The 19059-nt window shown below is 73.7% G+C and carries 17 protein-coding genes; 3 read left to right on the top strand and 14 right to left on the bottom strand.

Annotated elements, in window-relative coordinates:
• Window positions 1-134 precede the first annotated feature (134 nt).
• From tsaE to ACIRRU_RS06180, 9 genes are all read right to left on the bottom strand, one after another.
• On the bottom strand, window positions 135-695 hold the full coding sequence (gene tsaE, locus ACIRRU_RS06220; protein WP_403676714.1) for a tRNA (adenosine(37)-N6)-threonylcarbamoyltransferase complex ATPase subunit type 1 TsaE: 561 nt from the start codon (window positions 693-695) through the stop codon (window positions 135-137).
• Entirely contained in the window at window positions 664-1914 is a 1251-nt protein-coding gene (locus tag ACIRRU_RS06215) for an alpha/beta hydrolase (RefSeq protein ID WP_363200540.1), read from the bottom strand. Before ACIRRU_RS06215 ends, tsaE begins: the two co-directional genes overlap by 32 nt.
• On the bottom strand, window positions 1911-3140 hold the full coding sequence (gene alr, locus ACIRRU_RS06210) for an alanine racemase (protein ID WP_403676710.1): 1230 nt from the start codon (window positions 3138-3140) through the stop codon (window positions 1911-1913). Before alr ends, ACIRRU_RS06215 begins: the two co-directional genes overlap by 4 nt.
• Before the next feature lie 139 nt (window positions 3141-3279).
• Window positions 3280-4728 (bottom strand): NAD(P)H-hydrate dehydratase, encoded by a 1449-nt coding sequence (locus ACIRRU_RS06205; protein ID WP_403676707.1) that lies wholly within the window; start codon window positions 4726-4728, stop codon window positions 3280-3282.
• A gap of 139 nt (window positions 4729-4867) precedes the next feature.
• Window positions 4868-5236 (bottom strand): holo-ACP synthase, encoded by a 369-nt coding sequence (locus tag ACIRRU_RS06200; RefSeq protein WP_363200537.1) that lies wholly within the window; start codon window positions 5234-5236, stop codon window positions 4868-4870.
• Window positions 5237-5281: 45 nt separating this feature from the next.
• Window positions 5282-7129 carry a glutamine--fructose-6-phosphate transaminase (isomerizing) gene (gene glmS / locus ACIRRU_RS06195; protein ID WP_403676704.1) on the bottom strand — a complete coding sequence of 616 codons (1848 nt, stop codon included), beginning with the start codon at window positions 7127-7129 and terminating at the stop codon, window positions 5282-5284.
• 102 nt (window positions 7130-7231) lie between these two features.
• On the bottom strand, window positions 7232-8599 hold the full coding sequence (locus tag ACIRRU_RS06190; protein WP_403676701.1) for a M14 family metallopeptidase: 1368 nt from the start codon (window positions 8597-8599) through the stop codon (window positions 7232-7234).
• Window positions 8600-8863: 264 nt separating this feature from the next.
• The gene (locus ACIRRU_RS06185) at window positions 8864-10129 is read right to left on the bottom strand and encodes an RNA polymerase sigma factor (protein WP_403676698.1); all 1266 of its coding nucleotides are present in this window, start codon (window positions 10127-10129) and stop codon (window positions 8864-8866) included.
• Window positions 10130-10134: 5 nt separating this feature from the next.
• Entirely contained in the window at window positions 10135-10485 is a 351-nt protein-coding gene (locus tag ACIRRU_RS06180) for a YciI family protein (RefSeq protein ID WP_403676695.1), read from the bottom strand.
• A gap of 209 nt (window positions 10486-10694) precedes the next feature.
• On the opposite strand from ACIRRU_RS06180, the gene coaA reads away from it, so the two are divergent.
• Window positions 10695-11690, top strand: a complete 996-nt coding sequence (gene coaA, locus ACIRRU_RS06175) for a type I pantothenate kinase (RefSeq protein ID WP_363200532.1) — start codon at window positions 10695-10697, stop codon at window positions 11688-11690.
• 23 nt (window positions 11691-11713) lie between these two features.
• Entirely contained in the window at window positions 11714-12679 is a 966-nt protein-coding gene (locus ACIRRU_RS06170) for a DUF389 domain-containing protein (protein ID WP_403676690.1), read from the top strand.
• Window positions 12680-12736: 57 nt separating this feature from the next.
• Here ACIRRU_RS06170 and glmM read toward each other — a convergent pair whose 3' ends face one another.
• From glmM to ACIRRU_RS06150, 4 genes are all read right to left on the bottom strand, one after another.
• Window positions 12737-14095: a phosphoglucosamine mutase gene (gene glmM, locus ACIRRU_RS06165; protein ID WP_363200530.1), complete on the bottom strand. Its 1359-nt coding sequence runs from the start codon at window positions 14093-14095 to the stop codon at window positions 12737-12739.
• Between the two features lie 264 nt (window positions 14096-14359).
• Window positions 14360-14896 (bottom strand): 30S ribosomal protein S9, encoded by a 537-nt coding sequence (gene rpsI, locus ACIRRU_RS06160; RefSeq protein ID WP_403676687.1) that lies wholly within the window; start codon window positions 14894-14896, stop codon window positions 14360-14362.
• Window positions 14897-14940: 44 nt separating this feature from the next.
• Window positions 14941-15384, bottom strand: a complete 444-nt coding sequence (rplM, locus tag ACIRRU_RS06155) for a 50S ribosomal protein L13 (protein WP_363200529.1) — start codon at window positions 15382-15384, stop codon at window positions 14941-14943.
• Between the two features lie 290 nt (window positions 15385-15674).
• Window positions 15675-17294, bottom strand: a complete 1620-nt coding sequence (locus ACIRRU_RS06150; protein ID WP_403676683.1) for an ABC-F family ATP-binding cassette domain-containing protein — start codon at window positions 17292-17294, stop codon at window positions 15675-15677.
• 66 nt (window positions 17295-17360) lie between these two features.
• Here ACIRRU_RS06150 and ACIRRU_RS06145 point away from each other — a divergent pair, with 66 nt between their 5' ends.
• A complete protein-coding gene (locus tag ACIRRU_RS06145) occupies window positions 17361-18212 on the top strand; it encodes a hypothetical protein (RefSeq protein WP_403676680.1) in 852 nt (283 codons plus the stop codon).
• 102 nt (window positions 18213-18314) lie between these two features.
• Here the strand turns inward: ACIRRU_RS06145 and aztA are convergent, their stop codons facing one another.
• Window positions 18315-19055: a zinc ABC transporter ATP-binding protein AztA gene (aztA, locus tag ACIRRU_RS06140; RefSeq protein ID WP_403676678.1), complete on the bottom strand. Its 741-nt coding sequence runs from the start codon at window positions 19053-19055 to the stop codon at window positions 18315-18317.
• Window positions 19056-19059: the final 4 nt, after the last annotated feature.

Below are 19059 nucleotides of genomic sequence, written 5' to 3'. Positions count from 1 at the left end.
CTGTCGGAAAGGTCCACCGCGGGCCGCGCCCGCGCACGGCCGGAAAGCCACCGGGGCAGGCGTGCGTGCCAGGCGGTGGTTCGACGACCGGCCCAGGCCCCGACGCACGTCCCGACCGGTCCCGTCGCGGTCGGTTACGCCAGCTCCTCGCGCAGACCCGTCCAGCGCGGGCCGATGCCGACCAGGGTGACCTCACGCCGCTCGTCGTCCGTGTCGCCGGTGGCGCGGTCGATGAGCACCCGCAGCCGGTCCTCGGACAGCTCCTCGACCTTGCCGTCGCCCCACTCCACGACCACCACCGAATCCGGCAGCGACACGTCCAGGTCCAGGTCCTCCATCTCGTCGAGCCCGCCGCCCAGGCGGTAGGCGTCCACGTGGACGAGGGCCGGTCCGGCGCCGAGCGGAGGGTGGACGCGGGCGATCACGAAGGTGGGCGAGGTGACCGCGCCCCGCACCCCGAGACCCTCGCCGAGGCCCCGGGTCAGGGTGGTCTTCCCCGCGCCCAGCTCCCCGGTGAGCATGAGCAGGTCGCCGGGGGCGAGCACCCCGGCGAGACGGCGGCCGAGGTCCCGCATCTCCTCGGGGGAGGTCACGGTGAGCGTCACGGTCACGGCCTCGGGGACGGTGCCGGCGAGGGGTCCGGCGCCCGCGTCCGGGACGGTCTCAGCGGCGGGGCTGTTGTGCGGAGCTTCCATGCTCGTCAACGTTAGCGGCAGCCACGGTGCCGCTGCGGACGAGCAGGTCGGCCAGGCGGTCGGTGACCGTCCCGGGGTGCTCCAGCATCACCAGGTGACCGGCGTCCGGCACGATGACCAGCTCGGCGGCGGGCAGCACGTCCCCGATCGCCTCGCTGTGCGAACTGGGGGTGATCAGGTCCTTGTCCCCGGCCAGGATCAACACCGGCACATCGCTGAACGCGGGGAGCGCCGCGCTCTTGTCGTGCTCGGTGAAGGCCGGGTAGAACTCGGCGACCACGTCGATCGGGGTGGACTCGATCAGCCGCTCCGCGAACCGGGCGACCGCCGGGTCCACGTCCTTGGAGCCGAAGGAGTACCGCTTGATCAGCCCGGCGAACAGGTCGGCCGTGGCCCGCCGCCCCTTCTCCACCAGCTCCGCCTGCGAACCGAGCGCCTTCAGCACCCCCGGCAGCACCCGGCGGACCGCGTTGACGCCCGCCACCGGCAGCCCGAAGTTCACCTCGGCGAGCCTGCCGCTGGAGGTGCCGATCAGTGCGACGGCGGCGACCCGGTCCCGGATCAGCTCCGGGTACTGGTCGGCCAGCGCCATCACCGTCATGCCGCCCATCGAGTGCCCGACCAGCACCAGCGGGCCCTCGGGGGCCGCCGCGTCGATGACCGCCTTCAGGTCGCGGCCCAGCTGGTCGATACCGCCCGGCAGCCCGGCCGCCTGGTCCCGGCCGCGCTCGGAGCGGCCGTGGCTGCGCTGGTCCCAGTAGACGGCGCGCACCAGGCCGCGCAGCGCCGCCCGCTGGAAGTGCCAGGAGTCCTGGCCCAGGCAGTAGCCGTGGCTGAAGACGACGGTGACGGGGGCGGGGTCCTTACGCCCGAAGAGGCGGCGGCGCCGGGTGCCGGAGGAATCGCCGCCCGCCGGGTCCGCGGCGCCGGGACCCGCCTCCACCTCGTCGGTCTCGTAGTACAGCTCGGTGCCGTCCTCGGCGACGGCCCGGCCCGGGGTGCCGCGCAGCGAGCCGTAGGGGCCCGTCGCGTCCAGCGCCAGGCGGGCCTTCTTGCGCATCCCGCGCCCCACGGTGAGCCGTTCGACCGCGACCCCGGCCGCCGCTCCCGCGGCGAGCACGCCTATCGCGGCCCCGGCGATCCCCGCCCGGCGCCATCCCCCCGCCGTGACGGCGGTCGCCGCCGCCGCCACCGCGTCCCCCGCGCTGCTCTCGCTCACCGCTTCACGCCCCCGGCCGTCTCGTGGTCCTGTGTGCGGGCCGGCCGTGCGCCGGCGCCCCGTTCCGCTCCCCCGCCCGTCCCGTCCGCGCCGTTCACGTAGACCCGGGGCACCCGGACGCCGATCCGGGTGACGATCTCGTACCCGATGGTTCCGGCGGCCTCCGCCCAGTCCTGCACGCTCGGCTCGCCCCGGTCTCCCGGGCCGAACAGCACCGCGTCCGCGCCCGCCTCGGGGCGGTCGCCGCCGAGGTCGACGACGAACTGGTCCATGGCGATCCGGCCCGCCGCCGTGCGGACCTTCCCGCCGATCAGGACGGGGCCCCGGCCCGACGCGTGGCGCGGGACGCCGTCCGCGTAGCCGAGGGGGACCAGGCCGAGGGTCGTCTCGGCGGGGGTCACGTAATGGTGGCCGTAGCTGACGCCGTGTCCGGCCGGGGCGTCCTTGACCAGGGCCAGGGACGCGGCGAGCGTCATCACCGGGCGCAGCCCGAAGTCGGCGGGCGTGCCCACCTCGGGGCTGGGCGAGACCCCGTACATGGCGATGCCGGTGCGCACCAGGTCGAAGTGGGACTCGGGGAGCGTGAGGGTGGCCGGGGAGTTGGCCAGGTGGCGCACCTCCGGCTCCACGCCCTCCTTCTCGGCGTGGGCGACCAGGTCCCGGAAGACGCCGAGCTGGGCGGCGATCGAGGGGTGGCCCGGCTCGTCGGCGCAGGCGAAGTGCGACCACAGGCCGGTGATCCGGACGAGTCCGCTCCGCTCGGCCTCCCGGGCCTCGGCCACCAGGTGGGGCCAGTCGGCGGGCTGGCAGCCGCTGCGGCCGAGCCCGGTGTCGGCCTTGAGCTGGACCCGGGCGGTCCGGCCCGTGGCGGCGGCCGCTCCGGCCGCCTCGCGCAGCGCCCACAGGTCGCTGACGGAGACGTCGATGCCGGCTTCGACCGCCTCGCGCCAGGGGCCGCCGGGTGTCCAGAGCCAGCACATGATCCGGCCGTCGATCCCGGCCGCCCGCAGCGCCAGGGCCTCCTGCGGGGTCGCGGTGCCCAGCCAGGTCGCCCCGGCCTCTCGGGCGGCCCGCGCGCACGGCACGGCCCCGTGCCCGTAGGCGTCGGACTTGACCACGGCCATGAGCTGCGCACCGGCCGCCCGCTCGCGCAGAGCGCGCACGTTGGCGCGCAGCGCGGCGAGGTCGATCTCGGCACGGGCTCTCAGGGACGCTGTCTCGTTCATCGCGCCCAGTGTCTCAGAGGCGCTTGCCACCGCCCCGGCAGCGCACCCCGCAACCCGGACCTATGTACGTTTCATCACACGCGGGCCGGGGGCGTCGGGCTCGTCCGACCCTGCCCCGCCCGGTCCGGTCCGGCCCGCCTCACCCCGCCCGCACGTCGCGCCAGGCGGCGGGGATGGCGTCGGCGACGTCCTGGGCGGAGAGCGGCGCCCCGTCGGAGCCGTGCCGGGCGGCGAGCCCGTGCAGGTACGCGCCGACGGACGCGGCGTCGCGCGGGGCGAGTCCGGCGGCGAGGAGGGACCCGGTGAGCCCGGACAGCACATCGCCGCTGCCCGCCGTGGCCAGGTAGGCCGTGCCGGTCGGGTTGACCCGGACGGGGGTGTCCCGGGCCTCCGCGACGAGGGTGGTGGAGCCCTTGAGGAGCACGGTGGCGCGATAGCGGGCGGCCAGCTCGCGCACGGCGGCGAGCCGCCCGGCCTCGACGTCCTCGCGGGCCGTGCCCAGCAGCGCGGCGGCCTCCCCGGCATGCGGGGTCAGCACGGTCGGGGCGGACCGGGTCCGTACGGTCTCGGCGTCCAGCAGCCGCAGCCCGTCCGCGTCGACGAGCACCGGCACGTCGGCGGCCAGCACGTCGGCCACGGCCCCCTCCGCGTCCCGCCCGTCCCCCAGCCCCGGCCCGACCACCCAGGCCTGCACCCGGCCGGCCCGCGACGGGGGCCCCGCGTGCACCAGCGCCTCCGGGTGGCGGGCGATCACCGCGTCCGCGCCCGGCCCGACGTACCGCACGGCCCCGGCCCCGCCGCGCAGCGCGCCCGCGACGGCGAGGACGGCGGCGCCCGGGTAGCGCTCGGACCCGGCGACGACGCCGACGACCCCGCGCCGGTACTTGTCGCTCTCGCCGCCCGGCACCGGCAGCAGCGCCGCGACGTCCGCGTACTGGAGCGCCTCCAGGTCCGGCGGCTCGGGCAGCTCCGGGCCGAGCCCGATGTCCACCAGCCGCAGGGCGCCCGCGTGTTCGGCGGCCGGGTCGATCAGGAGGCCCGGCTTGTAGGTGCCGAAGGCGACCGTGGCGTCCGCCCGGACGGCCTCGCCGTGCACCTCCCCGGTGTCGGCCTCCACCCCGCTCGGCAGGTCGACGGCGAGCACCGGGGTACGGTCCCGGGTCACCGTGTGCAGCAGTTCGGTGGCGTCCTCGCGCAGCCCGCCGCGCCCGCCGATGCCGGTGATGCCGTCCACGACGAGGTCGAGCACGCCGAGTCCGTCCGGCCCGTCGACGACGTGCCCCCCGGCGGCGACCAGCGCGGCGAGGCCGCCCGGGTGGGCCCGGTCGGGGGCGAGCAGCAGGGCCCGGACGCCCGCGCCCCGGCGGGCCAGGCGCGCGCCCGCGTAGAGCGCGTCGCCCCCGTTGTCGCCGCTGCCGACGAGGAGCAGGACCCGGGACCCGTACACCCGGCCGTTGCGCCGCAGCAGATCGCCGCAGGCCACGGCGAGCCCGGCGGCGGCGCGGCGCATCAGGGCGCCCTCCGGCAGGCGTTGCGCCAGGGCGGCCTCGGCGGCCCGTACGGTCTCCACGCTGTAGGCACGTCGCATGGCCCCAGCCTCCGTGATCACGGGGCCGGAAGCCAGCTCCGCAACGCACCGGGCGGGGCGGGGCGGAGGAGCGCCGAGGAGCACCGAAAGCACCCGGAGGCCCCTCGGGCACCCCCGGCACCGGAGCACCGGGCGGGGCTCAGCCCTCCGCGATGACCACCGCCGAGGCGATGCCCGCGTCGTGGCTGAGCGAGACGTGCCAGTCGCGTACGCCCAGTGCGGCGGCGCGGGCGGCGACGGTGCCGCTCACCCGCAGCCGGGGCTGCCCGCTCTCCTCGACCCAGACCTCCGCGTCGCTCCAGAGCATCCCGCCGGGCGCGCCGAGCGCCTTGGCGAGGGCCTCCTTCGCGGCGAACCGGGCGGCGAGCGAGGCGGTGCCGCGCCGCTCGCCGCTCGGCAGTGTCAGCTCGCTGCCGGTGAAGAGCCGTTCGGCCAGCTGGGGCGTACGCTCCAGCGCCGCGCCGAACCGCTCGATCTCCGCCACGTCGATCCCGACCCCAATGATCACGAACCCGCCCTCGCCATCCCCATCACCCGGGGTCGCGCCCCGGCCTCACTCCACGGTCACGGACTTCGCCAGGTTGCGCGGCTGGTCCACTTCGTTGCCACGGGCCGTCGCCAGCTCGCAGGCGAAGACCTGGAGCGGCACGGTGGCGACCAGCGGCTGAAGCAGCGTAGGCGTTGCCGGGACGGTGATGAGGTGATCGGCGTACGGGACGACGGCCTCGTCGCCCTCCTCGGCGACGACGACGGTGAGCGCGCCCCGGGCCCGGATCTCCTGGATGTTGGAGACGATCTTGTCGTGGAGGACGGAACGCCCGCGCGGGGAGGGGACGATGACGACGACCGGCAGTCCTTCCTCGATCAGCGCGATGGGCCCGTGCTTCAGCTCGCCCGCCGCGAAGCCCTCGGCGTGCATGTAGGCGAGTTCCTTGAGCTTGAGCGCGCCTTCGAGGGCCACCGGGTAGCCGACGTGGCGGCCGAGGAAGAGGACGGTGTCGTGGTGGGCCAGGGAGCGCGCCAGTGCACGGACCGGCTCCATGGTCGCGAGGACGCGGTCGACCTCGCCGGAGATCGCGGAGAGCTGGCGGACCACGGTGCGGATCTCGTCGGCCCACTTGGTGCCGTGCAGCTGGCCGAGGTAGAGGGCCACCAGGTAGCAGGCGACGAGCTGGGTGAGGAAGGCCTTGGTGGAGGCGACGGCGACCTCGGGCCCGGCGTGGGTGTAGAGGACCGCGTCGGACTCGCGCGGGATCGTCGAACCGTTGGTGTTGCAGATGGCGAGCACCTTGGCGCCCTGCTCCCGGGCGTGCCGCAGCGCCATCAGGGTGTCCATCGTCTCGCCGGACTGGGAGATGGCGACGACGAGGGTGCGCTGGTCGAGGATCGGGTCGCGGTAGCGGAACTCACTGGCCAGCTCGGTCTCGCAGGGCAGCCGTGTCCAGTGCTCGATGGCGTACTTGGCGATCATCCCGGCGTGGAAGGCGGTGCCGCAGGCGACGATGACCACCTTGTCCAGCTCGCGGAGTTCGGCGTCCGTGATGCGCAGTTCGTCCAGGTGGAGCGCTCCCTCGCCGTCGACCCGGCCGAGGAGGGTGTCGGCGACGGCCTGGGGCTGGTCGGCGATCTCCTTGAGCATGAAGGAGGCGTAGCCGCCCTTCTCGGCGGCGGAGGCGTCCCAGTCGACGTGGTACTCGCGCGTCGCGGCGGGCGCGCCGTCGAACCCGGTGACGGTGACGCCCTCGCGGGTCAGCTCGACGACCTGGTCCTGGCCCAGCTCGATCGCGGAGCGGGTGTGGGCGATGAACGCGGCCACGTCGGAGGCGAGGAACCACTCGCCGTCCCCCACGCCCACCACGAGCGGTGAGTTGCGCCGGGCGCCGACCACCACGTCGGGCTGGTCCGCGTGGACGGCGACGAGGGTGAACGCCCCTTCCAGCCTGCGGCACACCTGCTGCATGGCGTCCGCGAGGCCCCCGTCCGCCGTGTACGCCTCGGCCAGCAGATGGGCGACGACCTCGGTGTCCGTCTCGGAGTCCAGGGAGTGGCCGCGCCCGGTCAGCTCGCGGCGCAGGGCCGCGAAGTTCTCGATGATCCCGTTGTGGACGACGGCGACCCGGCCCGCGTTGTCCAGGTGCGGGTGGGCGTTCACGTCGGTGGGCGCGCCGTGCGTCGCCCACCGGGTGTGCCCGATCCCGGTCCGTCCCGCGGGCAGCGGCCGCCGCCCCAGCTCCTTCTCCAGATTGACCAGCTTCCCCGCCTTCTTCGCGGCGGTGAGCCCGCCGTCCGCGAGCACGGCGACGCCCGCCGAGTCGTAGCCCCGGTATTCGAGGCGCTTGAGACCTGCGACGACGACATCCTGCGCCGACTGCATACCGACATAACCCACGATTCCGCACATAGCGGCACCATAAGGCCGGAGACCGCTCCCGCGCGGGGCGGGCCGCGTCCGACGGCATGTCACACCGCCGGGCGCGGCCCGCCGTTCCGGTCCCACGGGCCGTCAGGCGCAGTACTGCGCCTCCTTGCCGATCGACCGGTACATGCAGTCCGCGTTCTCGATCAGTTGCAGCACCGCGTCCCGGTTGCGGGAGGTCTCCCGTTCGATGACCTCGTCGGGCGGGTAGAAGCCGCCGCCGGAGGCCGAGCGCGGGTACATCTCGAAGGTGTAGCCGAAGATCTTCTGCGAGCCCCACAGCCAGTCGTCGATCGAGCCGTCGGTGATGTAGAGGTCGCTGGACTGCTCGGCGGTGTACCCGTTGCTCGCCGCCATCTTCCGGCCGACGGCCGCGAACGCGTTGCGGTCGTCGGCGGTCATGCCGGGAGCGGTGTCGTCGTACGTGTAGCCGAAGGGCCACAGCACCAGCTCGCTGTACGTGTGGAAGTCGATGGCCGCCCTGATCTGCTGCTTGCCGCCGACCACCCGGCCGCGCACGAAGTCCGCCACGACCTTCGTCTCGGGCGCGGACTCGGCGGCCCGGCCGCGGTAGGTGTCCGAGGACGGGCTGGAGGAGGAGCCGCCGCAGCAGCCCCACTTGAAGGCCCAGTTGCGGTTCAGGTCGGTGCCGATCGCGCTGGAGCCGGAGTTGGGCTGCCGGTTCTTGCGCCAGCTGCGGTACGAGCCGGTGGCGATGTCGTACTCGCCGCCGTCCGGGTTCATGTCCGGGATGATCCACAGCTCGCGCCCGTTGACCGCCTGGGTGATCCGGGAGTCGCTGCCGTATCCGGCGGCGAACTCGCGGAGCAGGTAGAGCGCCATCTCGACGGTCAGGTGCTCACGGGCGTGCTGGTGCGCGGTGAACAGCACCTCGGGCTCGGCCTCGTCCGTGCCGACGTTGTCGCTGACCTTGATCGCGACGATGTCCCGGCCCTGGTAGGTCTTCCCGATGACGCGCTTGCTCATGATCGAGGGGTTGGCGGCGATACGGGCGTCGATCGCCGCCGTCATCTCGGCGTAGTTGTGGTACCGGGAGTCGGCGGGCGGGAAGTCCCGGACCCCGAGGCCGTCCGCCCCGCGCGCGGCGGAGTCGGGGGCGGGCAGCGCCGCCAGGACGCGGCCCGCGGCCCGGAGCTTCGCGGCCTGGGCGGCGTTGGCGCTGATGACGATGCCGTGGTCGTGCACCTCGTCGATGGTCACGCCCGCGCGGATGATCTCGGTACGGGCGGCGGGGGTGGTGCGCCCGGCGATCTCGTACTGGAGCACCCGCTCGTCGGCGGCGACGGCCGCGTTCGGGGCGGAGGGCTCGGCGGTGGCCACGGCGGTCGCGGGGGCCGCGAGGCCGAGGGCGAGCAGGACGGCGAGTACGGCGTTGCGCCGGGTCCGTGGCGACCGGGTTCTCGGCCGGGACGTCCGTGTGGTGTCGGGTCGCATGCGGCAGTCTCCTGAGTCCGTCGGGGTGGGGGGTGGAGCTGTGCGACGGGCACAGAATGGAGCTATGTCATGCTCGGGTCAAGGCATGCGTTCCGGCCACGCGCGAGCCGCCCCGACCGCCCGCCCTGGCCGCGCCGACCGCCCCGGACACCCCCGAAGCCCCAGCCCCTCGCGCACCGCCGACCGGCACCCCCTCGTCCCCGCTCCTCCCGCGACCGCCGAGCCCTCAGCCCCTCCCACGCACGCCCCGGCCGACGCGCCCCCTCACCCCCGCCCCTCCCCCAGCTTCCGCCGCAACGCGGCCCGCTCCGGCTCCGTGCCCGCCAGCTCCAGCGCCTCCCGGTACGCCACCGCCGCCTCCTCCGCCCGCCCCAGCCGGCTCAGCAGATCCCCCCGGGCCACGGCGTACGGCGGGTACGCCCGCAGCCTCGGCTCCCCCGCCAGCGCGTCGAGCAGCGCCAGTCCGGCCCCCGGCCCGTCCCGCATCGCCACCGCCACGGCGCGGTTCACCGCCACCACGGGGGACGGGGCGAGGGCGGACAGCACGTCGTACAGGGCCACGATCTGGGGCCAGTCCGTGGACGCCACGTCCGCCGCCTCGTCGTGCAGGGCGGCGATCGCGGCCTGCACCCCGTAGGGCCCGGCCGGTCCGCCGGTCAGCGCCCGCACCACCAGGGCGCGGCCCTCCTCGATCATCGGCCGGTCCCACCGTCCCCGGTCCTGGTCCTCCAGGAGCACCGGCTCGCCCTCCGGGCCGGTCCGCGCGCCGCGCCGGGCGTGGACCAGGAGCAGCAGCGCGAGGAGCCCGGCGCCCTCCCGCTCGGCGGGCAGCAGGCGGTGCAGGATCCGGGCGAGCCGGAGGGCCTCCTCCGCCAGGTCGAGCCGCTGGAGGCGGGGGCCCGAGCTGGCCGCGTAGCCCTCGGTGAACACCGAGTAGAGGACCTGGAGCACCCCGGGCAGCCGCTCCGGCAGTTCGTCGGGGCCGGGCACCCGGAACGGGATGCGGGCCTCGCGGATCTTCTTCTTCGCCCGCACGATCCGCTGGGCCATCGTCGCCGTCGGCACGAGGAAGGCGCGCGCCACCTCGGGCGTGGTGAGCCCGGCCAGACAGCGCAGGGTGAGGGCGGTACGGTCCTCGGCGGCGAGGGCGGGGTGGGCGCAGGTGAAGAACAGCTGGAGCCGGTCGTCCGGAAGTCCACCGGGGCTGCCCGATCCGGCACCGGGCTCGGCCCGTTCCGCGTCGGCCTGGAGGACGGCGAGCCGGGCGGCGTACGCCCGGTCCCGCCGCAGCCGGTCCACCGCCCTGCGCCGCGCGGTCGTCAGCAGCCAGGCCCCGGGGCGGGCGGGGACGCCCTCGGCGGGCCAGTGCAGCAGGGCCGCCTCGATCGCCTCGGACGTCACCTCCTCGGCCAGGTCGAGATCGCCGAACCGCCTCACGAGGGTGGCGAGCAGCAGCCCCCGCTCCTCCCGGAAGACCGCCTCGACGGCGACCCGGGCGTCCCCCGCCGACGCCTCACCGCCCGCCGCCACCGCGCTCAGCCCCCGAAGTCCGCGACCGGGCGGACGACGACCGAGCCGCCGTCCCGGGCGCCGGGGCAGCGGGCCGCCCAGTCCAGCGCGGCGTCCAGGTCGGGCACGTCGATGACGAGGAACCCGCCCAGCAGCTCCCGCGTCTCGGCGAACGGCCCGTCCGTCACGGTCCGCTCCCCGCCGGGCGAGACCCGCACGGTGGTCGCGGTCACGAGATCGGCCAGGGACTCGCCCGAGACGTGGATGCCCGCGCCGCGGACGTCCTTGTCGTAGGCCATCCAGTCCTCGACGGTGCACTGGGGCGCACCGCCCTGCTCGTCGACGGCTCCGCTGTGGATCAGCAGCATGTACTTCATGATCGGCTCCTGTCGCCGGTGTGGTCCGAGCCCCTCGGGGCTGCTTACACCATGACGACGAACGGGACCGGGCCGGATCGACACCCCGCCCGGAGTTTTTTCCCGGGGCCCGTACGGACGTCACGGCAGCCGCCGCCGCACCGGACGCGCCGCCCACGTGACCGACCCCACCCCCCCCACTCCGTTAAGACTCCCGTAACAATGAACGGGTGATCACCCCGCCCGCACGGACCCCGCAGCGCCGCACCGAGCCCGCGCCGTCCCCGTACGTCGACCTCTCGCGCGACGAGTGGAGCGCCCTGCGGGACAAGACGCCGCTGCCGCTGACCGCCGAGGAGGTGGAGCGGCTGCGGGGGCTCGGGGACGTCATCGACCTGGACGAGGTGCGGGACGTCTACCTGCCGCTGTCCCGGCTGCTCAACCTGTACGTCCAGGCCACCTCCGGGCTGCGCGGCGCGCTGAACACCTTCCTCGGGGACGCGGGCAACGGGCACGGGGCCCAGCGCGGCACCCCGTTCGTCATAGGGGTCGCGGGCAGTGTCGCCGTCGGCAAGTCCACGACCGCCCGTATCCTCCGGGCGCTGCTGGCCCGCTGGCCGGAGCACCCGCGCGTCGAGCTGGTGACGACGGACGGCTTCCTGCTGCCGATGAAGGAACTCCAGGCGCGCGGGCTGACCTCGCGCAAGGGGTTCCCGGAGTCCTACGACCGGCGCGCCCTGACCCGGTTCGTCGCGGACATCAAGGCGGGCAAGGACGAGGTGACCGCGCCCGTCTACTCGCACCTGATCTACGACATCGTCCCCGGGGAGCGGCTGACCGTGCGCCGCCCCGACATCCTCATCGTCGAGGGGCTCAACGTCCTCCAGCCGGCCCTGCCCGGCAGCGACGGCCGGACCAGGGTCGGGCTCGCCGACTACTTCGACTTCAGCGTGTACGTGGACGCGCGCGCCGAGGACATCGAGACCTGGTACCTCAACCGCTTCCGCAAGCTGCGCGCCACCGCGTTCCAGGACCCGTCCTCGTACTTCCGTAAGTACACCCAGGTCTCCGAGGAGGAGGCGCTGGACTACGCGCGCACCATGTGGCGGACCATCAACAAGCCGAATCTGCTGGAGAACGTCGCCCCGACGCGCGGCCGTGCCACCCTGGTGCTCCGCAAGGGCCCGGACCACAAGGTCCAGCGGCTTTCCCTGCGCAAACTCTGACACTCTCGGGGAAGGCCCGCCGCGTGCTGCACCTGCGTCTGATCGTGCCCGCCGACACCACCGACGAGGTCGTCACCCTGCTGGCCGCCACCGTCGGCACCGCCCACCTCGTGGTCCTGCCGGGGGCCGCCCGCTCCCCGGCCGGGGACGTGGTCATGTGCGACGTGGCGCGGGAGGCCGGTGACGAGCTGATCGCGGAGCTGCGGCGGCTCGGCCTGGACGAGTCCGGGGCGATCAGCATCGAGCACCTGGACCTGACGCTCTCCGCGCGCGCCGAGAAGGCCGAGCACGAGGCCCCGGGGGACAGCGCCGACGCGGTGCTGTGGGAGGAGCTGACGGAGGCGACGCACGAGGAGTCGACGTTCTCCATCACCTACGTCTCCTTCCTCGCCCTCGCCACCATGCTCGCCGCCTGCGGTGTGATGCTCGACAACGCGGTGCTGATCGTGGGCGCGATGGCGGTGGGCCCGGAGTTCGGGCCGCTGGCCGGGATCTCCACGGCGATCGTGCAGCGCGCCCCGCGCCTGGTGGCGCGCTCCCTGTGGGCGCTGATCGGGGGCTTCGCGCTGGCGATGATGGTCACGGCGGGATTCGCCTGGCTGCTGGACGCCCTCGGGCTGTTCCGGCAGTCGATGATCGAGGCGGAGCGGCCCATCACCGGGTTCATCTGGCAGCCGGACTGGATGTCGTTCATCGTGGCGTTCCTGGCGGGCATCGCCGGAACGCTCTCGCTGACCTCGGCCAAGTCGGGGGCGCTGATCGGAGTGGCGATCTCCGTGACGACGGTCCCGGCCGCCGCCAACGCGGCCGTCGCCTTCAGCTACTCCGACTACCAGCAGACCGTCGGCTCCGGCCAGCAACTCCTGGCCAACCTCGGCGGGATCGTCCTCGCGGGCACCCTGACCCTGCTGCTGGAGAAGGCCCTGTGGCGGGCCCGGCGCGCGCGGAAGCCCCCGGTGGTCACACCGGGGGCCTCGGTACGTTCCTGACGCTCCCGCGCGCTGCCGAGCACGCCCGGCGCACCCGCGCGGGAGCGGTCCCGGCGCTCAGCCCAGCGCCGACTTCACCACGTCCGCCAGGCGGCCCGCCACCGCGCGCGCCTGCTCGATGTCGGCGGCCTCGACCATGACCCGCACCAGCGGCTCCGTGCCCGAAGGGCGCAGCAGGACGCGGCCGGTCGAGCCCAGCTCGCGCTCCGCGTCGGTCACCGCGGCGGCCAGCTCGGCGGAGCTGTCCACCCGGGACTTGTCGACGTCCCGGACGTTGACGAGGACCTGCGGCAGGCGCTGCATGACCCCGGCCAGGTCGGCGAGGCCGCGGCCGGTCGCGGCGAGGCGGGCCGCCAGCAGCAGGCCGGTCAGCGTGCCGTCGCCGGTGGTGGCGTGGTCCAGGACGATGACGTGCCCGGACTGCTCGCCGCCCAGCGCGAAGCCCTCGGCCTTCATCGACTCCAGGACGTAACGGTCGCCGACCGCCGTCTGGACGAGCTGGATGCCCTCGCGCTCCATGGCGAGCTTGAAGCCGAGGTTCGACATCACGGTGCCGACGACGGTGTCCTTGCGCAGCTGCCCGGCCTCCCGCATGGCGAGGGCCAGTACGGCGAGGATCTGGTCGCCGTCGACCTCCTCGCCCGCCGCGTCCACGGCGAGGCAGCGGTCGGCGTCGCCGTCGTGGGCGATGCCGAGGTCGGCGCCGTGCTCGACGACCGCGGCGCGCAGCAGGTCCAGGTGGGTCGAGCCGCACCCGTCGTTGATGTTCAGGCCGTCCGGGTCGGCCCCGATGGTGACGACCTGGGCGCCGGCCCGGGTGAACGCGGCGGGCGAGACCCGGGCGGCGGCGCCGTGCGCCTCGTCCAGGACGACCTTCAGACCGTCGAGCCGGTTGGGCAGGACGCCGACGAGGTGGGCGACGTACCGGTCGAAACCCTCCGCGTAGTCGGTGACCCGGCCCACGCCCGCGCCGGTCGGGCGGTTCCACGGCTCACCGGTGCGGTGCTGCTCGTAGACCGTCTCGATCCGGTCCTCCAGCTCGTCGGCGAGCTTGTGGCCGCCGCGCGCGAAGAACTTGATGCCGTTGTCGGGCATCGCGTTGTGGCTGGCGGAGAGCATCACGCCGAGGTCGGCGTCGAGCACCGCGGTGAGGTGGGCGACCGCGGGCGTCGGCAGCACGCCGACGCGCAGCACGTCGACCCCGGCGCTGGCCAGGCCCGCCACGACGGCGGCCTCCAGGAACTCTCCGGAGGCCCGCGGGTCGCGTCCGACCACCGCGGTCGGGCGATGGCCCGCGAAGGTTCCCGCCTCGGCGAGTACGTGCGCCGCCGCGACCGAGAGCCCGAGCGCCAGCTCGGCTGTCAGATCGGCGTTGGCGACACCGCGTACGCCGTCCGTACCGAAGAGTCGTCCCACTGGTGTCCTCCGAAGTGCTCCGAAACCACAAACCACAGCAAAGCAAAGAAATGCCGCGAAAAGGCTAAAGACAGGTCGGATGGCATGACACGGCCGACCTGGGAAGGCTGAGAGAAGTGCGCGGCGGCGCCCACCGGCCTGCCGTCCCGTGCGGACCGATGAACGTCTCATGCCGTTATACGCCCGCCGACGCCGATAAACGAACGCCCCGGCAGCACGAAGCGTGCCGCCGGGGCGAACGTGACAGTCCTGCGAGCGCGATGTTTAGCGCTTGCTGTACTGCGGGGCCTTACGGGCCTTCTTGAGACCGGCCTTCTTGCGCTCGACCGCACGGTCGTCGCGGGAGAGGAATCCGGCCTTCTTCAGCGTGGCGCGGTTGTTGTCCACGTCCGCCTCGTTCAGTGCACGGGCCACGCCGAGGCGCAGGGCACCGGCCTGACCGGAGACGCCGCCACCCGAGATGCGGGCGATGACGTCGTAGCGACCGTCCAGCTCCAGCACCTTGAAGGGCTCGTTGACTTCCTGCTGGTGCACCTTGTTGGGGAAGTAGTCCTCAAGGGTGCGACCGTTGATCTTCCACTTGCCGGAGCCCGGAACGATCCGGACACGGGCGATGGCGTTCTTGCGGCGGCCCAGGCCGGCCGCGGGCTGCGGGTCACCGAAGCGGCCCGCGAGGGACTCGCTGGTGTACTCGCCCTCGACGGGAACCTCCGACTCGAAGGTGGTCACCTCGGCGAAGGTCTCCTCGCCCTCGGTGCCCGCCGCGTCGTCGACGGTGGTCTCAACTGTGGTCTCGGCCACGATTCTCCTCAGATCTTTCTGTACGTCTTAGGGGGTGGCCGGAACTACTGCGCGACCTGGGTGATCTCGAACGGGACCGGCTGCTGGGCAGCGTGCGGGTGCTGGTCGCCCGCGTAGACCTTGAGCTTCGAGAGCATCTGACGGCCCAGGCTGTTCTTGGGGATCATGCCCTTGATGGCCTTCTCGACGGCCTTCTCGGGGTTCTTCGAGAGCAGCTCGTCGTAGCGCACCGAACGGAGACCGCCCGGGAAGCCCGAGTGGCGGTAGGCCATCTTCTGGGTCTTCTTGTTGCCGGACAGGTGCACCTTGTCGGCGTTGATGATGATGACGAAGTCGCCCATGTCCATGTGGGGGGCGTAGATCGCCTTGTGCTTACCCCGGAGGAGGTTCGCAGCCGTGGTGGCGAGACGGCCGAGGACGATGTCCTGAGCGTCGATGATGTGCCACTGGCGAGTGACATCGCCGGGCTTGGGGCTGTACGTACGCACTTCGTAGCCTTCGCTTCTTCAGTGGATGGGTCCAGACACACGACACCTCTGAAGCGATCATGCAGCTGGGGCCCGCACTGCCGGGACACCGCCCGTATGCGAGCCACTGGTAACTGCTCCAGAGAACGTACGCAAGGCTCTTCGTGTGAGAAGGACGCAGCCCTGCGCATAACAAACGACGAGGTTACCCGGCGTGCCCCGGACGGGTCAAAACGCCCCCCGTTCTCCCCGTCTCCGGGCCGCACCGGCGCGACCCGGCACGATCAGCAAGACACCCCGCGGGGCAGCCCTCAGCGGTCCCGCTCGACCCGCCGCTCGTCCCACACCGGCTCGGCCGTCTCCCGGACCACCCCGTCCGAGCCGAAGACCAGATAGCGGTCGAAGGACTTCGCGAACCACCGGTCGTGCGTGACGGCCACCACCGTGCCGTCGTACACCTCCAGGCCGTCCTGCAAGGCCTCCGCCGACTCCAGGTCCAGGTTGTCCGTCGGCTCGTCCAGCAGCAGCGCTGTGGTGCCGGCCAGCTCCAGCAGCAGGATCTGGAACCGCGCCTGCTGCCCGCCGGAGAGCCGCTCGAAGGCCTGGTCGCCCTGGCGCTCCAGCTCGTAGCGGCGCAGGACGCCCATCGCGCCGCCCCGGTCCCTGGCGTGCTCGGACCAGAGGATCTCCACCAGGGTCTTCCCCAGCAGCTCCGGGTGCGCGTGGGTCTGGGCGAAGTGGCCGGGCACCACCCGCGCCCCCAGCTTCCACTCCCCCGTGTGCGCCACCGGCTCCCCCGCGAGCAGCCGCAGGAAGTGCGACTTGCCGGACCCGTTGGAGCCGAGGACGGCGACCCGCTCCCCGTAGTAGATCTCCAGGTCGAACGGTTTCATCAGCCCGGTCAGCTCCAGGCCCGCGCAGGTGATCGCCCGCACCCCGGTCCGGCCGCCGCGCAGCCGCATCCGGATGTCCTGCTCGCGCGGCGGCTCCGGCGGCGGGCCCGCCTCCTCGAACTTCTTGAAGCGGGTCTGCATCGCGTGGTAGCGGTTGGCCATGTCGGGGCTGTTCGCCGCCTGCTGCCGCATCCGCAGGACGAGCGCCTTCAGCCGGGCGTGCTCCTCCTGCCAGCGCCGCAGCAGCTCCTCGAACCGCGCGAACCGCTCCTTGCGCGCCTCGTGGTAGGTGGCGAAACCGCCGCCGTGCACCCAGACGTCGCTGCCCGCCGCGCTCGGCTCGACGCTGACGATCTTCTCCGCCGCCCGGGACAGCAGCTCCCGGTCGTGGGAGACGAACAGGACCGTCTTACGGGTCTCCTTCAGCCGCTCCTCCAGCCACCGCTTGCCCGGCACGTCCAGGTAGTTGTCCGGCTCGTCCAGCAGCAGCACCTCGTCGGGGCCGCGCAGCAGCGCCTCCAGGACCAGCCGCTTCTGCTCGCCGCCGCTGAGCGTGCGCACCTCGCGCCACTGGGCCTTCTCGTACGGGACGCCCAGCGCGGCCGTGGTGCACATGTCCCAGACCGTCTCGGCCTCGTAGCCGCGCGCCTCGGCCCAGTCGCTCAGCGCCTGCGCGTACGCCATCTGCGCGGCCTCGTCGTCGACGGTGAGAATCTTCTCCTCCGCCGCGTCGACGGCCCGCGCCGCCTCCCGGATCCGCGGCTGGGCCACGGACACCAGCAGGTCCCGTACGGTCCGCCCGTCCCGGACCGAGCCCACGAACTGCGGCATCACCCCGAGCCCGCCGCTCACCGAGACCGTGCCGCCGTGCGGCTGGAGCTCCCCCGCCAGCAGCCGCAGCAGCGTCGTCTTACCCGCCCCGTTCGCCCCGACGAGGGCGACGACGGCGCCGTCGGCCACCCGGAACGAGGCGTCGCCGAGCAGCACCCGCCCGTCCGGAAGGTAGTACTCCAGGTGGCCCGCTTCGAGATGTCCCATACGGAGCATTGTCACGGTCGGCGAACGCCCGGCCCAACCGGATTACCGACGCCCTAAACTGCGCGCATGAGCTTTGGCCAAGGGGGGCCCTCCGGGGGGCCCGGGGGCGGCGGGACTCCGGACTGGGCGGCGCTGGCGGAGCGGTCCGAGGCGCGCACCCGCCGCAGGAGACTGATGACGGCCGGCGGCGCCGTGCTCGCCACCGTGGCGATCGGCGCGATCGTGACGACGGCGGTGGTCACCACGGACGGCGGCGGGAGCGGCGCGGACCGGGGTGCGAGCCGGCTGCCCTCCCCCGCCGACCTCCCCGAGGACACCGCGGAGCCCGAGCCGTCCTTCTCCCCGGTGGCGCCGCCGCTCCCGCCGGACCCGAAGGACTACATATCCAGCGCCGCCAAGGACAGGGCGCCGATCACCGCCGATGGCTTCTTCCCGGGCGGGAAGCTCACCACCGGTGACCGCGTCCACCTCAAGGGCGCGACGAACCGCACCACGGACTGCGCGTCGGGCACCCAGGGCGCCCTCGGGGCGGTCCTCACGGACAACGGCTGCGAACAGCTCATCCGCGCCACCTACCGCAGGGACGGGGTGGCCGTCACGGTCGGCGTCGCCGTCTTCGCCACCGAGGCCCGCGCGAAGAGGACCGTCGACCAGGCCTCGGGCGGCCTCGCCTCGCTCAGCGGCGAGGGCGTCACCACGTTCTGCCGGGGCGGCACGGTCTGCCGCCGCACCACCAACTCCTACGGCCGCTACGCCTACTTCACCGTCGGCGGCTTCCTCGACGGCAGGCGGGTCACCACCGCGGACAAGGACGTGTTCGCGGTCGGCGACGACCTGACGAACTTCACCTTCCACCAGATCCACCGCCGGGGCCTGACCCAGGCATCCCAGGCCGCCGCCGACCCGAACGGCGGCTGACCGTCCCGGACTTGCGGGCCATAAGCCCCGGGATCGCGGCGGCCTGACCGGCCGCGGGCCCGAACACCGGCCGTGGGCGCGGCGTTTACGGAACCGGCGCTCTCAGGACGCTCCCCACAGGAGGCCCGGCGCGGCGTCGAGGACCTCGTCCGGGTCGCCCTGTGCGGCGAGGCGGCCGTCCCGGAGCAGGAGGCACGCGTCCGCCGCACGGGCGGCCTCCAGGTCGTGGGTGGCCTGGACGACGGTCACCCCGTCGGCGACGAGGTCCCGCAGCAGCGCGCCGATGCGCTCCCGCGCCCGCGGGTCCAGCCCCGTGGTCGGCTCGTCGAGCAGCAGGAACCCCGACTCCTGGGCCAGCCCCTGGGCGATGAGCGCGCGCTGCCGCTGCCCGCCGGAGAGCTCCCCGAGCTGCCGTGCGGCGAGGCCGTCGATGCCGAGCCGGCCGAGCACCGCGTCCACGACCGCGTGATCCCGGCGGCCGAGCCGCCGCCACGGGCCGCGCTCGCCCCAGCGCCCCATCTCCACGGTCTGCCGGACGGTGAGCGGCAGGGTGTCGCCGACGGCGCCGCGCTGCGGCACGAAAGCGGGCCGTTCGTCGCCGTGCCGTTCGATCGCGCCGGATGTCGGGCGAATCACACCGGCGAGCACGCCCAGCAGCGTCGACTTGCCGCTGCCGTTCGGCCCGACCAGCGCGGTCATCGCCAAATCCGGTACATGAACGCTGACTTCATGGAGCACCGGACGCCCGGGGTATCCGGCGCACAGGCCGGTCAGACGGATGCCGCCACCCTGCCCCGGGGAGCGGCCGGACAGCAGGCGAGGTTTTATGAACATGATTTTCATTGTA

It is taken from the genome of Streptomyces sp. NPDC101181 (assembly GCF_044767975.1).
In the GTDB taxonomy this organism is placed as follows: Bacteria; Actinomycetota; Actinomycetes; order Streptomycetales; family Streptomycetaceae; genus Streptomyces.
Note: the sequence above shows the minus strand (reverse complement) of the source record. Positions and strands in the feature narration are given on the sequence as shown.

Coding starts and splice junctions, on each gene's coding strand:
- tsaE (WP_403676714.1), bottom strand. CDS start 695: ATGGAAGCTCCGCACAACAGCCCCGCCGCTGAGACCGTCCCGGACGCG.
- alr (WP_403676710.1), bottom strand. CDS start 3,140: ATGAACGAGACAGCGTCCCTGAGAGCCCGTGCCGAGATCGACCTCGCC.
- ACIRRU_RS06205 (WP_403676707.1), bottom strand. CDS start 4,728: ATGCGACGTGCCTACAGCGTGGAGACCGTACGGGCCGCCGAGGCCGCC.
- glmS (WP_403676704.1), bottom strand. CDS start 7,129: ATGTGCGGAATCGTGGGTTATGTCGGTATGCAGTCGGCGCAGGATGTC.
- ACIRRU_RS06190 (WP_403676701.1), bottom strand. CDS start 8,599: ATGCGACCCGACACCACACGGACGTCCCGGCCGAGAACCCGGTCGCCA.
- ACIRRU_RS06180 (WP_403676695.1), bottom strand. CDS start 10,485: ATGAAGTACATGCTGCTGATCCACAGCGGAGCCGTCGACGAGCAGGGC.
- ACIRRU_RS06150 (WP_403676683.1), bottom strand. CDS start 17,294: ATGGGACATCTCGAAGCGGGCCACCTGGAGTACTACCTTCCGGACGGG.
- ACIRRU_RS06145 (WP_403676680.1), top strand. CDS start 17,361: ATGAGCTTTGGCCAAGGGGGGCCCTCCGGGGGGCCCGGGGGCGGCGGG.
- aztA (WP_403676678.1), bottom strand. CDS start 19,055: ATGAAAATCATGTTCATAAAACCTCGCCTGCTGTCCGGCCGCTCCCCG.